A 12,975-nucleotide genomic window follows, 5' to 3' on the forward strand; every position below is an offset into this window, starting at 1 on the left:
GGTGTCCCGGTCGCGGTCGGCGCGACCGGGACACCGGCTCCTACGCCGGGCGGGACGCCGGCACCACCGGTATGCCGACGTCCCGCGTACGACGGTGGTCGGCCGCGCCCTCCCCGGCTGCGACCGACCACCGTGCCCTCGTGGCGTACGGGATCAGTAGGAGTACCCCGAGCTGCCGGCGTCGTTCGACTCGCTGTCCGCCGGCGGGGCGACCGCCTTCGGCGTCGACGTGGGCAGGCAGGTGAGGTTCTTCTTGCCGTCCGGCGCGACCACGAACCAGGTGCCGCCGACGGCCTGACCCTTCCACTGGCCGGGCTTTTTGTCGCCGATGTAGCGGTACACCGGCCAGCCGCCGACGGTGAGCTGACGGGTGCCGTCCTGGCGGGTGACACTGCCGACCTTGTCGTCGGAGACGCCGGTGACCTCCGGGTTGCCGTCGGTCAACGCCGGGGGCCACACCTGGGCGCACTTGTCGACACAGTTCGACGAGCTCGGGTCGGCGGTGTCCTTGTCGAAGCGGTACAGGATCCAGCCGTCCTGGTCGGTGACCACGTTGCCCATCCGGGCGACCTTCTTGCCGATCAGCTTCTCGGTCAGGTCGACGTCCGCTGGGGGCGGCGCGTCGGCGGCCGGAGCCTCCGCGGATGCCGACGCCTCGGGTTCAGCCGTCGCGGTGGGCTCGGCCGCGGCGACGGCGACCGGCTCGGCCGCGCTCGAGTTCGCCGCGTCGTAGCCTGCGGGAGCGCAAGCCGTTAGTGCGACCATCGCGCTCGCGACGATGACGGTCCGCTTCATCTGTGCCACGTGCCCTCCTCATTCTTGGCAGTTCCCCCATAGGTACGGCGGGATGGCTGTCAAGGTTGAAGAAGTAACAGTGGTCAATTTCACTGGAATCGATTGAACCGATTCGCCCGGCAATACGTACGGCACTGCACGGGATCGTTCCCGCCGCACGACAGATCGGCGCCGGCCATTGTGACAATGACCGGCGCCGATGTGGTGCGGAACCTTACATGGGCACCGTGACCAGCGGGCTGGCCACCCCGTTACCGTCCACCGACTGCACCAGGAACTGCTTGATGTCGCCCACCGGGGCCGACGTCGACGCGCTCAACTCGAGACCCTGCGGGCGCGAGCTGGTGCCGTAACCACCCTCCGGAACCGACCACGTCGAGATGACCTCGGTGGTGGAGTTCTTGCGCACCACGACCAGCCGACACGTACGCGGGCCAGGCAGCTTCCGCAGGCTGAAGTTGACCCGCGTGCCGTATTCCCGGGTGACCAGGAACATGGTCGTCTGCACGCCGGTGGTGGGGTCGGTGGCCTCCACCTGGTCGCCCTCCTCCTCGGTGCCGCCGATGCCCGGGCCGGTCGGCGCCGTCGACGGCACGCTGGTCGGCGGATCGTTCACCGACGTGCTCTGCGTCGGATCGGCGAGCACTCCCGGCGGCGCGTCATCGGTGACGCTGACGAAAGCGAACCCGGTCAGCCCACCGAAGACCACCACCGCCGCGGCGGTCGCGAGCAGCTGGCGGAATCGGGTACGCCGTCGATCGGCACGGACCGCGACCAGCGTCCGATCCAGCAGTGCCGGATCGGTGGCGGTCTGCTCCAGCGCCATCATCGTCTCGCCGTCGATGCCGGAGAGCAGCCCGACGACCGGCACCATCGTCTCCAACTCGGCCGCGCACGCCCAGCAGGCGGCGAGATGCTCCTCGAACCGCTCGGTGTCCTGCTCGTCGAGCACACCGAGCGCGTACGCGGCGACGTCCATGTGGTCCGGCCGGCTCATTCTGTCACCCCCCGCTCCTGCAGAGCCGTGCGAAGCGCGCGCAGCGCGTAGTAGACCCGCGACTTGGCGGTGCCGAGTGGCAGCCCCAACTCCTCGGCAGCTTCCGGCACCGTCCGCCCCCGGAAGTACGTCGCGACCAGGATCTCCCGGTGCGACTGGCTCAGCGTACGCAGCGCGTCCGCCACCGTCATCGTGCGCAGCACCCGGTCGGTGCTGTCCGCCTCGGCGAACGCGGTCAGGTCCCGGTCGTACGTCTCCGGCGGCCGGGCCTCCTGGCTGCGGTGCTCGTCGATGGCGATGCGGCGGGCCACCGTGACCAGCCACGGCCGCAGCGAACCCTGGCCGTGCACACCGAGGCGGTGCGCATTACGCCAGGCACGCAGCAGTGTCTCCTGGACGATGTCCTCCGCGCGCTGCCGGTCCCCCCCGGTGAGCCGCATGACGAACATCAGCAACGGACCGGCGTGCTCGGCGTAGAGCAGCCGGATCAACTGGTCGGAATGGCTTGCCTCGGTTGACGTTGCCTGGTGGCGACCGGGCGTCGATCGCGGCGTCACCGGACCATTCTGGCGAGACGTCGCTCGGGCGTCGACCCCTCGGGGAGAACTGGTCGGCCGCGACGACGACCGCGCGGACAACCAGTCAGCGCGAACCGCGTCGCCATGCCAGCCGGCCGCCACCGCATGCATGCAGACCTCCGGGGTTTCCGTCACCAACGCCGGCCCACGGGTCGGGCCGCTCGGTGGTACGCAGCGCCGCCCCGAACGGATCAACAAACGGCGAAAAAAGTTCCGCGCCCGGCCGGTCGACTGGTCAGCGGCGGACGGAGAACAGACCCGGCGGCGGTGGGTCCGAGCCGGTGGCGTCGGCGTCGGCGACCACCGGGGCCCCGCCGGCGAAGCGGTCCAACTCGTCGCCGGCCACCACCCGACCCGGAAACCAGTCGCCGGCCGCCCGCCGGGACAGCTCGGGCACCGGCGGCGCGGTACGCCCGGCGACCAGCACCAGGTTGCCGTACCGCCGACCGCGCAGCACGGCCGCGTCCCCGACCAGACACGCCTCGGGCAGCACCGAGCGGACCGTCGCGACCTGACCCCGGGCGTGCCGCAGCGGCGGACCGTCGGCGAGGTTCGCCAGGTACCAGCCCGCCGGGCGCAGCACCCGGGCCACCTCGGCGGCGTACTCCACCGAGGTCAGATGGGCCGGGGTGCGGGCACCGGCGAAGACGTCGGCGACCACCACGTCGTAACTGGCGTCCCGGGTGGAGGCAAGCGCCGCCCGAGCGTCGCCGACCCGGACCCGCAGTCGAGGATCGGCCGGCCAGGGCAGCGCCCGGCGGACCAGATCCACCAGTGCGCCGTCCACCTCGGACACCCGTTGGGTCGAGCCCGGCCGGGTGGCCGAGACGTACCGGGGCAGGGTCAGCGCGCCGCCGCCGAGATGCAGCACCCGCAGCGGCTCGCCGGCCGGCGCGATCAGGTCCAACGCGGCGGCCAGCCGCCGAACGTACTCGAACTCCAGGTAGGTCGGGTCGGTCAGGTCGACGTGCGACTGCGGAGCGCCGTCCAGCAGCAACGTCCACGAGCCCGGCCGGTCCGGCGCCGGCACCAGCTCGGCCTGGCCGGTGTCCACCTGCTCGACCACCCGGTCACTCGCCCGTTTGCGTCCCATCGCGACCAGCCGCCGCGGTCAGCGGGCCGCGCGGGCCGCGGCGGTCAGCGCGCGGTGCAGCAGTCGGGAGTCGCCGAGCAGCGCCCGCAGCCGGCGCTCCAGACCGGCGATCGGAATCAGGTTCTGCGGGGCCCGTGGGTCCTTGTACGGGGTCGACGCGAACCGGGGCAGGGTGACCAGCGACAGGTCGGCCAGCTCGATCGCCGCCTCGACGGGCAGGTCGGCGGAGCACTCCACCCGGACGATGCCGGCCCACGGCGCACCGATCGCCACCGGTAGCCGCAGGTACCACGACCAGCCGCCCCAGGCCGTGCCGAGCTGGAACACCGGCGAGCGCTCACCGGACGCCATACCGGTCACCACCGCGGTCAGCCGCGCGTCGAGGTATTGGCTGTGCTGGGTCTTGATGTATCCGAGCGTGCGCGGCAACTGCCGGCGACTGCGCAACGGACCGTCCACCACCAGCAGGTCACCGTCGACCCGGGCGGCGTCGGAGACCGCCACCTCCAACGCGGTCAACGGCCCCTGCACGGCGGCCGGCAGCTTGGCCAACTCGCCGGTGCCGCCCACCCGGTGCACCGGATAACGGATCGCCCCGGCCGCCACGTCCTGCGCCGACGGGCTCGCCGTGAACAGGCCCCGGCCCACCCGGGTGCCGGCCAACTGCGCCGCACCCCGGCCCAGGTCACAGCGGACCACCCCGGCCGCGTACGAGGCGGCCAGCCCGGGAAACGACCCGCCGTCCTCCTCGGCCGTCCAGATGCTCGCGTCGATCCGGCGGACCCCGTCGACCAGCAGCACCACGTCGGGCGCCCGCACTCCGGGGCGTACCCCGATCGCCCGCCAGTCCACGGCCGGCAGCTCCACGTCCGCGTCGACCTGCGCGCTGCTCGGCGTGGCCGGCCCGGACGCGGACGCCTCGAACGACGCCCCGTACGCCGGATCCCACGTGTCGACGAAGAACGCGGCCTCGCTCACCGGCCGGTCCGTTCCACACGCGCCGAGCGGGCGTCCTTGCGAACCTCGAAGCGCACCGGGATCCGTTCGGCCAGCGCCGGCACGTGCGTGACCACACCGACCATCCGGTCCCCCCGGGCGGCCAGGTTCTCCAGGGTGGCCGCCACCGTGTCCAGGGTGGCCGCGTCCAGTGTGCCGAAGCCCTCGTCCAGGACGATCGACTCCAGGCTCGCGGCCGTGGTCGACATCCCGGCCAACTGCTCGGAGAGCGCCAACGCCAACGCCAACGACGCCTGGAACGTCTCGCCGCCGGAGAGGGTGCGTACGCCCCGGCGCAGTCCCGCGTCGTGGTGATCGACCACGAAGAACTCGCCCTTGTCGTGCACCAGCTCGTACTGCCCGCCGGACAGCTCCCGCAGGATCCCCGACGCGCCGTCGACCAGCAGGTCCAGGGCCTCGGCCAGCAGCCACCGCTCGAAGTTGTTGGCCCGCAGGTGCCCCGCGAGCGCGCGGGCGACCTGCGCCTGGAACTCGTGCCCCGCGCGCTGCTCGCGCAACGTGCCCGCCTGCTCCCGGCGCTCCCGCAGCCGACGTCGGTCGGCCTCGGCCCGCTCCACCGCCACCGTCGCGGCGTGCACCGGATCGTCGCCCACCGGCACGTCCACGGCCGCGAAGATGGCCGCGATGCTCCGCTGCACCCCGTCGGCCGCCGCCTCGGCCTCCGCGACGACCGCGGCCCGGCCGGCCCGGTCCGCGCGACGGCGATCCGCCTCGGCCGTCGCCCAGTCGGTCAGCGCCGCCCACGCGGCGGCGACGTCGTCCCGATCGGTCGCGGGCGGGCCGAACCGGGCCAGCCCGTCGCGAGCGGTGTCGAACCCCCGCCAGGCCGCCCGCAGCCGCTCCTCGGCCGCGTCCACCCCGGAGCGGGTCCGGCGGGCGGTGTCCCGGCCGGCCCGCACGGCCGTCGCCGCCTCCTCCAGCGCACGCCGCAGCCGGGCGTGCTCGGCCAGTTCCCGCCGCAGCACCGCCGGCTCGGCCGTGCCGGAGAGCTGCCCGGCCAGCTCGGCCAGCCGGGCGTCCAACTGCTCCTGCCGGGCCCGGGCCTGCACCAGCACCCGTTCCAGGTCGCGTGCCGCCGCGTCGCGCTGCTGCACGGTCGCCTGCGCGGCCTTGGTGGCGGCCCGCGCCGCCTTGCCGGCCGCCGAGGCGGCGGCCACCGCCGAGTCGGCCGGCACCGCCGGCACCTCGGCCACCGGTCGCGTACAGACCGGGCAGGGAGCGCCGGCATGCAGGTGCACCCGCAGGCTGACCGCCAGGTCGGTGGCCTTGGCCTCCTCGTGCGCCCGGAAAGCCGCCTCCAGCTCGGCCTCGGCCCGCTCGGCGTCGACGCGGGCGGCGGCCAGCGCGGCCACCGCCGTGGCGTGTTCGGCGCCCGCCGCGCTCACCGCCGCGCGGACCGTCTCGGCCTCGCCGGTCAGCCGGTCCCGATCGTCGTACGCCCGCAGCAGCAGTCGTACGGCGCTCTCGTCCCCGGCGCCGGCCAGCTCGCCGCGGAGCTTCTCCTCCCGGTCCTCGGCCAGCGAGACCGCGGCGGACGCCGCCTCGGCCTCGGCCCGCGCCGCGGTCACCGCGAGCGCCACCTCGGCCACCCCGCCCGGCGCACGCACCCCGGTCAGCACGGTCAGCTCGTCGTCCAGGGCGGTCAGCGCCGTGGAGGCCTCCCGCGCGCTGGCCCGGGCCGCGGCCAACTCCGGCACGGCGGCGGTCACCGCCGCGGCCAACTCGCCCATCCGGTCGACCCGGGCGTCGGCCTCGGCCAACGACTCGTCGTCCACGCCGGTGAGCCCGGCGAGCACCTGGTCGACCGCGTCCAGCCGGGCCTCCGCCTGCGCCGCGCGTGCCGTCGCCCGCTTCTGCACGTCCTCGTAGACGCCCAGGCCGAGCAGGTTGACCAGGATCTGCTGCCGGGTCGCCGGCTTGGCGTGCAGGAAGTCGGCGAACTGCCCCTGCGGTAGCACCACACAGCTGGTGAACTGCTCGTACGGCAGCCCCACCGCCTCCAGCACCGCCTGCTCCATCTCGGCGGGGGTGCCGGCCACCACCTCGCCGAGGTCGTCCGGGCTCAGCCCGGTGTCCAGTTTGGTCACGTCGAAGCCGGCCGGCATCAGCTGCAACCCGGCGTTCGCGGTCTTGACGTTGCCCCGGCCGTCCCGACGGACCACCCGGGTCGCCACGTACCGGGCACCACCGGACTCGAAGACCAGCCGCACCCGGGCCTCCGTCGCCGACGGCGCGAGCGCGTTGGCCAGCCCCCGGGTGCCACCCCAGCGGGGCACCGTGCCGTAGAGGGCGAAACAGATGGCGTCCAGCACGGTGGACTTGCCCGAGCCGGTGGGGCCGATCAGGGCGAAGAAGTCGGCGTCGGTGAAGTCGACGGTGGTGTCGTCCCGGAAGACCGTGAACCCGGCCATGTCCAAGCGCATCGGCCGCATCAGTGATCGACCTCCTCGAAGAGCTCGTCGAAGAGTTCCTGGACGCCCTCGTCGGCGTGCCCCCGGCTGTCCAGGTAGTCGGCGAACAACTCCCGGGGCGAGCGCCCCGAGCGCTGCGCGATCCGGGCTCCGCTGCCCGGCGCGGCGAGCAGCTCCGGGTCGATCCGGATCTCCAGTGCCCGGGGGAGCAGCTCCTGGATCTCCTCGCGCAGGCCGGCGCGGGGTTGCTCCCGGACGTACACCCGCAGCCAGGCGTCCGGCGCCTCGATCTCGGCGAGCTGGGCCAGGGTGCCCCGCACGGTACGCAGTGCGCTCGCCGCGGTCACCGGAACCTCCCGGACCCGGGCGGCGGTGCTGGCCGTCACCTCGACCATCGTCACCGAGGGGACGTTCTCCTGTTCGCCGAAGTCGACCGCGAGCGGGCTGCCGCTGTAGCGCACCGGGCAGGGGCCCGCGACCCGCTGCGCCCGGTGCAGGTGACCCAGCGCCACGTAGTGCGCGGTGGCCGGGAAGACGGTGGCCGGCACGGCGTAGCCCAGCACGGTGTGCGCGTCCCGCTCGCCGCCGCCGGTGGCCGCGCCGGTCACCGTCAGGTGCGCGGTGACCAGGTGCACCCGGTCCGGTTCGGTGAAGCCCTCGGTGAGCCGGCCCAGCACCCGGCCCAGGTGGTCGGCGTAGGTCTGGTTGGTCTCCGCGGCGGTCAGCTCGTACATCTCCAGCGCGCGGATCGCGTACCGCTGGGACAGGAACGGCAACGCGGCCAGCTGCCACCGTTCCCCGCTCGCGGTGACGCCGTCGATCACGTGCTCGTCCGGGTTTTCCCGAACCGCGCCGCGCAGCGTGATGCCGGCCGCGTCCGCCCACGGCCGCAGCGCGTCCAGCGCCGCGCCGTTGTCGTGGTTGCCGCCGATCGCGACCACGTCCGCGCCGGTGCGGCGCAACGCGGTCAGCGCCCGGGTGACCAGCCGGGTCGCCTCCGAGGTGGGCGCGGCGGTGTCGTAGAGGTCACCGGCGACGATCACCAGATCCGGCTGTTCGGCGCGGGCGATGTCGATCACCCCGGCGAGTACGGCCTTGTGCTCCTCCGCCCGGGACTGGCCCTTGAGCACCTTGCCGACGTGCCAGTCCGAGGTGTGCAGGATCTTCATGGCTGTGCCGGCCTTCCCTAGAACGGGATGTCGTCGTCGGTGCCGCCGCCGGAACCCACCACGGCGAACGGGTCGGCGGACTGGGTGATCGAGCGCAGCGTCTCCGATGGTGCCCGACCCGCCTCGGAGACCCGGGTGGCCCAGGCCGGGAACGGGAACTCCAGGCAGAGCGGCACCGGGATGTCCGGCTGGTTGACGAACATGGTGCCCGGCTTGGCCAGCAACGCCCGCTGCCGCTGCGCCGGCGGCAGGAACCCGTATTCCGGGCGGGACGCCTCGGCCGGGTCGAGCCGGCCGACCACCCGGATCGCCGAGTTGGTCACGATCCGTCGCTCCACCTCGCTCGCCGTCTGCTGCGCGCCGACCAGGATCACGCCGAGTGAGCGGCCCCGCTCGGCGATGTCCAGCAGCACCTCCTTGATCGGCGAGGAGCCCTCCCGGGGGGCGTACTTGTTGAGCTCGTCGAGGACGACGAAGAGCAGCGGCTTGGCGGTGCCGGACTTCTCCTTGCGCTCGAACTCGCTCTTGAGCGTCACACCGACCACGAACCGCTGGGCGCGGTCCGGAAGGTTGTGCAGGTCGACGACGGTGACCTGGGCGGACTCGCTGGTGTTGATCGAGTGCGGGCGGCGGGTGGCCAGGTCGCCCCGGATCAGCCGGCCGAGGTCCTTCTTACTGCCGATCAACCGACGGGCGAACGCGTTGACGGTGCCCAGGCCGACCGCGCTGCCGGCCCAGTCGGACCGGGTCTCGTCGTCGTTGAGTTGGTCGACGATGTGGTCGACCAGGTCGGCGTAGGAGCCGAGTCGGACGCCGTCGATGCTCACCCCGCCGTCGGCCGGCTGGGCGTACCGGGCCAGGTGCGCGGCGACCGAGTGGACCACCATCGTGTACTGCTGGCGCTCGTCGTCGGCGTCCGCGAAGACGTACGGCAGCAGCCGGTCGGCGCAGAACTCGCTGAGCGTCCAGTAGAAGGCGTCCACCCCGGTCAGGCGGCTGCTCACGTCCGGTGTGCCGGCCGAGTCGCCGACCCGGGGTGGGGCGTACACCCGCACGTCGGGGAAGGCCCCGGCGCTGAGCCCGAGCTTCGCGTACGCCGCCCGGGTGGCGTCGTCGAGGCGGGTGTTGGGGTGGTCGAGGAAGAGCAGGTCCTCGCCCTTGACGTTGAAGATCAACGCCTTGGCGTTGACCGCGTCGCCACCCAGCACCCCGGAGCGGAAGACCGAGTAGAGCAGGAACGTGGCGAAGCTGGTCTTGGTGGCGACGCCGGAGATGCCGGAGATCGAGACGTGCGCGCCCCGGCTGCCGTCGAGGAAGTCGGCGTTGAGATAGACCGGCACCCCGTCGCGGCCCATCCCCATCGGGATCCGCCGCTCCATCCGGTCGAAGTGCAGCGCCCGCGCCCGGGCGTCGCCCTCGGCGCGGTGCACGATCGCCCCGGGGGTCGGCGGCACGTAGAGCTCCGGGTCGACCCGGGTGGTGGTGATCTCGGCCGCCTCCTGCACCTGCGCGGGAAGCGTGCCGTCGGCGATGGCGAACACGTCCGACTCGAACTGCGCGCCCTCGTGTCGGGCGCGGACCTGGGTGACCACCCCGGCGATCGTCACCGGCTCCCGGTCGGGCAGCTCACGATGGGTGACCACCACGTCGTCGAGTTGGAGGTAGCTGCCGGGCGCCACGGCCGTCCAGAACTGCAGCGGAGTGGCGTCGGCGGTGCCCAGCACCCGGCCGACCGCCTCGCCCGGGCTGTCGTGGCCGGCGTCGGTCATCGGGCGACTCGGGTCGGTCGGGCATCACGGTCGGCGCGCATGACGTGCATCCTGCCCGAGGAGTACGACACGCCGCCACGCGACGCGGCGGACGACACCCTGGTCCTTCGCGCTCGGGACGCTGGGTGCCCGGCCGACGACAACCTGTCGCCGGTCGGGTCACGGGCGCGCGTGGCGGAGCATGAGCACGCCGTCGTCGGCGGCCAGCACGTGCCGCAGCGGCAGTTGCCGGGGCGGGGCGGTGTCGCCGGCGGTGATCCGGCCCGGCCCCGGCCCGGCGAGCAGCGGGGCGACGGTGAGGCACAGCTCGTCGATAAGGTCGGCGGCGGTGAGCGCGCCGAACAGGTGTGGCCCGCCCTCGCAGAGCAGCTGGGCCAGCCCGCGTCGGTGCAGCTCGGCGATGCCGGCGGCCAGGTCGACCCGGTCGGTGCCGTACCGCAGCACGTCGGCGACGTCGGTCAGACCGGGCGGTGCGTGGGCGGCGTCGTGCGTGAGCACGATCGGCCGGACCGGCGCGTCGGCGAAGGCGGCGTGCGCCGGGTCCAGGTCGAGCGAGCCGGAGACGACCACCAGCGTCGGGCACTCGGCCAGCCCCCGCTCCCGGCGCCAGGCGCGGCGGCGTTCGTCCAGCCGGACCGCCCGGTAGCCCTCGTGGCGCAGTGTGCCGGCGGCCACCACGAGCGCGTCGCAGAGCATCCGCAGCAGGCTGAAGACCCGCTTGTCCGGCTCGCCCGAGAGCCCGGCGGAGTAGCCGTCCAGAGTGACGGCGCCGTCCAGGCTGGCCACGAAGTTGACCCGCAGCCGGGGGCGCTCGGCGCGGCCGTAGAGGGCGGTCAACTCGGCGTCGTCGAGCGGCAGCGCCGACGGGTCGGGCCAGAGTCGCCGGATCGGGATTCCGGCGTTCATTCGCTGGCCGGACCGCTGACCGGAGGGGTCGGTCGGGCGGTACGGTGCTGGCAGTCGCACCAGTTCCGGCCCGGGCAGTCGTCGTGTCGCCGGGCCCGGCACGCTCGGCAGATCATGCTGGCAGCCTAAGCCGTGGAAGGACGGGACAGCATGCCGCGTCAGATCTTCCAGCTGAAGATGACCCTCGTCGGCGTACGCCCGACGGTCTGGCGTCGGGTGCTCGTTCCGGCCGGTTACACGCTGGACCGGCTGCACCGGGTGGTGCAGTACGCGATGGGTTGGCGGGACTGCCACCTGCACTCGTTCGATATCGACGCGGTGCAGTACGGCGAGCCCGACCCGGACGGCGAGTTGGCGTTCGAGGACGAGCTGGACGTCCGGTTGGACGCGGTGCTCGGTAAGGGCAGCCGGTTCTCCTACCTCTACGACTTCGGCGACTGGTGGGAGCACGACCTGGTGGTCGAGGACGCGCTGACCGCCGACCCCGACGAGCGGTACCCGGTCTGCCTGGACGGCGAGCGGGCCTGTCCACCGGAGAGCGTCGGTGGGCCGTCGGCCTACCGGGCGCTGCTGGTCGCGCTGGCCGACCCGACCGCCTTCGCCGATCCGGGGTACGCCGCGCTGCGGGACTGGGCCGGCCCCACCTTCGACCCGTCCTGGTTCGACGCTCCCCGTACCAGCACGCTCCTTCGTCGCCTCACCTGATCCGTCGCCTCACCTGATCCCCGGGGCCGAGCGGTAACGATCTGGGAACGCTCCCATCGTCCTATTGACACTCCCGTTACCCGCCGGCAATCTCATGGGAGCGCTCCCGGAGTGGCGCGGGTCACTCACGTCCTGCCGACCCGGCGCGCGACACGCACCCCCCACCACACCCACCCAGCCTCACCACCGGAAAGAGGGGTCCCGAATGAGCGTCACCACGCGGCGTACCCGCCTGGCGGCCGCTGCCCTGGCCGCGATCACCGCCATCGGCGGTCTCACGGCCTGCGGCAAGGACGACGAGCCGGCGGCCGGCGAGAAGCCGGCCAAGCTGGTCGTCGACACCTTCGGCGAGTTCGGCTACGACGAGATCATCAAGCAGTACGAAAAGGACACCGGCATCAAGGTCGAGCTGCGCAAGACCGCCCAGCTCAACGAGTACCGGCCGAAGATCGTCCGGGCCCTGGCCACCGGCAAGGGCGCCTCCGACGTGATCGCGCTCGAAGAGGGCATCCTCAACGAGTTCAAGGCCAACCCGGCCAACTGGGCCGACCTCGCCCCGCTGGTGGCCGACCACAGCAAGGACTACCTGCCCTGGAAGTACGAGCTGGGCAAGGCGCCGGACGGCCGGCTGATCGGCCTGCCCACCGACGTCGGCAGCCTCGCGGTCTGCTACCGCCGCGACCTGTTCCAGGCCGCCAAGCTGCCCACCGAGCGGGACCAGGTCGCGGCGCTCTGGCCGGACTGGAACGGGTTCATCGAGACCGGCAAGAAGTACCGCACGGCCACCGGCAAGGGCATGCTCGACTCGGTCACCACCGCGGCCAGCGCGGTGATGTTCCAGCAGGGCGGCGACCTGTTCTACGACAAGGACGACAACGTCGTCGCCGAGACCAGCCCGGCCGTCAAGACCGCGTGGGACACCGCCATCGCGATGGCCGACGCGAACATCACCGCCAAGACCGCCACCTGGTCACCGGAGTGGTCGGCCGGCTTCAAGCAGGGCACCTTCGCGGCCACCTTCTGCCCGTCCTGGATGCTCGGCATCGTCGCGGACAACTCCGGGCCGGAGAACAAGGGCAAGTGGGACGTCGCGCCGGTCCCCGGCGGTGCCGGTAACTGGGGTGGCTCCTGGCTCAGCGTTCCGGCGCAGAGCAAGTACCCGAAGGAGGCGGCCAAGCTCGCCGAGTACCTGACCAACGCGCAGAGCCAGGTCGCGGCGTTCAAGCTCAAGGGCCCGCTGCCGACCAACCTGGAGGCGCTGAAGAACCCGGAGTTCCTCAGCTACACCAACGAGTACTTCAACGGTGCCCCGACCGGCAAGGTCTTCGGTGAGAGCGTGGCGAAGATCCAGCCGCTGCACCTCGGCCCGAAGCACCAGGGGATCAAGGAGAACGCCTTCGAGCCGGCACTGCGGTCGTACGAGAGCGGGCAGGCCCAGCAGGGCAAGGCCTGGGAGCAGTTCGCCAAGGACGCCAAGACCCAGGGCGCCTTCTGACCTCTGACCCAACTCCGCAGCGGTGGCGTCCGGGCAGCCG

11 protein-coding genes are annotated in these 12,975 nt (G+C 72.9%); 2 read left to right on the plus strand and 9 right to left on the minus strand.

Going from position 1 to position 12,975, the window contains the following annotated elements:
- Positions 1–153 precede the first annotated feature (153 nt).
- The 9 genes from ACFQGL_RS07555 to ACFQGL_RS07595 form a co-directional block, all read right to left on the minus strand.
- Positions 154–804 carry a hypothetical protein gene (locus ACFQGL_RS07555; RefSeq protein ID WP_377507508.1) on the minus strand — a complete coding sequence of 217 codons (651 nt, stop codon included), beginning with the start codon at positions 802–804 and terminating at the stop codon, positions 154–156.
- A gap of 205 nt (positions 805–1,009) precedes the next feature.
- Complete coding sequence (locus tag ACFQGL_RS07560; RefSeq protein WP_377507511.1) at positions 1,010–1,792, minus strand: anti-sigma factor family protein; 783 nt, start codon at positions 1,790–1,792, stop codon at positions 1,010–1,012.
- A complete protein-coding gene (locus ACFQGL_RS07565; protein ID WP_377507514.1) occupies positions 1,789–2,481 on the minus strand; it encodes a sigma-70 family RNA polymerase sigma factor in 693 nt (230 codons plus the stop codon). Before ACFQGL_RS07565 ends, ACFQGL_RS07560 begins: the two co-directional genes overlap by 4 nt.
- A gap of 124 nt (positions 2,482–2,605) precedes the next feature.
- The gene (locus ACFQGL_RS07570) at positions 2,606–3,463 is read right to left on the minus strand and encodes a spermidine synthase (protein ID WP_377507516.1); all 858 of its coding nucleotides are present in this window, start codon (positions 3,461–3,463) and stop codon (positions 2,606–2,608) included.
- Between the two features lie 18 nt (positions 3,464–3,481).
- A complete protein-coding gene (locus ACFQGL_RS07575) occupies positions 3,482–4,441 on the minus strand; it encodes a hypothetical protein (protein WP_377507518.1) in 960 nt (319 codons plus the stop codon).
- The gene (locus tag ACFQGL_RS07580; RefSeq protein WP_377507521.1) at positions 4,438–6,912 is read right to left on the minus strand and encodes an AAA family ATPase; all 2,475 of its coding nucleotides are present in this window, start codon (positions 6,910–6,912) and stop codon (positions 4,438–4,440) included. The genes ACFQGL_RS07575 and ACFQGL_RS07580 overlap by 4 nt, the downstream gene beginning before the upstream one ends.
- The gene (locus tag ACFQGL_RS07585) at positions 6,912–8,060 is read right to left on the minus strand and encodes an exonuclease SbcCD subunit D (RefSeq protein ID WP_377507524.1); all 1,149 of its coding nucleotides are present in this window, start codon (positions 8,058–8,060) and stop codon (positions 6,912–6,914) included. The genes ACFQGL_RS07580 and ACFQGL_RS07585 overlap by 1 nt, the downstream gene beginning before the upstream one ends.
- A gap of 17 nt (positions 8,061–8,077) precedes the next feature.
- Positions 8,078–9,829, minus strand: coding sequence for an ATP-binding protein (locus ACFQGL_RS07590; RefSeq protein WP_377507527.1), 1,752 nt, complete (start codon positions 9,827–9,829; stop codon positions 8,078–8,080).
- A gap of 159 nt (positions 9,830–9,988) precedes the next feature.
- A complete protein-coding gene (locus ACFQGL_RS07595) occupies positions 9,989–10,735 on the minus strand; it encodes a pyrimidine reductase family protein (protein ID WP_377507530.1) in 747 nt (248 codons plus the stop codon).
- Positions 10,736–10,885: 150 nt separating this feature from the next.
- Here ACFQGL_RS07595 and ACFQGL_RS07600 point away from each other — a divergent pair, with 150 nt between their 5' ends.
- Together ACFQGL_RS07600 and ACFQGL_RS07605 are read left to right on the plus strand one after the other, a co-directional pair.
- The gene (locus tag ACFQGL_RS07600; RefSeq protein WP_377507533.1) at positions 10,886–11,440 is read left to right on the plus strand and encodes a plasmid pRiA4b ORF-3 family protein; all 555 of its coding nucleotides are present in this window, start codon (positions 10,886–10,888) and stop codon (positions 11,438–11,440) included.
- Positions 11,441–11,645: 205 nt separating this feature from the next.
- The gene (locus ACFQGL_RS07605; RefSeq protein WP_377507536.1) at positions 11,646–12,935 is read left to right on the plus strand and encodes an ABC transporter substrate-binding protein; all 1,290 of its coding nucleotides are present in this window, start codon (positions 11,646–11,648) and stop codon (positions 12,933–12,935) included.
- Positions 12,936–12,975 lie beyond the last annotated feature (40 nt).

This window comes from Micromonospora vulcania, from assembly GCF_042658605.1.
In the GTDB taxonomy this organism is placed as follows: Bacteria; Actinomycetota; Actinomycetes; order Mycobacteriales; family Micromonosporaceae; genus Micromonospora; species Micromonospora vulcania.

Bases quoted from the DNA above. Each gene is read 5' to 3' on its own strand.
- ACFQGL_RS07585 (WP_377507524.1), bottom strand. From the start codon at position 8,060: ATGAAGATCCTGCACACCTCGGACTGGCACGTCGGCAAGGTGCTCAAG.
- ACFQGL_RS07590 (WP_377507527.1), bottom strand. From the start codon at position 9,829: ATGACCGACGCCGGCCACGACAGCCCGGGCGAGGCGGTCGGCCGGGTG.
- ACFQGL_RS07595 (WP_377507530.1), bottom strand. From the start codon at position 10,735: ATGAACGCCGGAATCCCGATCCGGCGACTCTGGCCCGACCCGTCGGCG.
- ACFQGL_RS07605 (WP_377507536.1), top strand. From the start codon at position 11,646: ATGAGCGTCACCACGCGGCGTACCCGCCTGGCGGCCGCTGCCCTGGCC.
- ACFQGL_RS07565 (WP_377507514.1), bottom strand. From the start codon at position 2,481: ATGCATGCGGTGGCGGCCGGCTGGCATGGCGACGCGGTTCGCGCTGAC.
- ACFQGL_RS07560 (WP_377507511.1), bottom strand. From the start codon at position 1,792: ATGAGCCGGCCGGACCACATGGACGTCGCCGCGTACGCGCTCGGTGTG.
- ACFQGL_RS07600 (WP_377507533.1), top strand. From the start codon at position 10,886: ATGCCGCGTCAGATCTTCCAGCTGAAGATGACCCTCGTCGGCGTACGC.
- ACFQGL_RS07580 (WP_377507521.1), bottom strand. From the start codon at position 6,912: ATGCGGCCGATGCGCTTGGACATGGCCGGGTTCACGGTCTTCCGGGAC.
- ACFQGL_RS07570 (WP_377507516.1), bottom strand. From the start codon at position 3,463: ATGGGACGCAAACGGGCGAGTGACCGGGTGGTCGAGCAGGTGGACACC.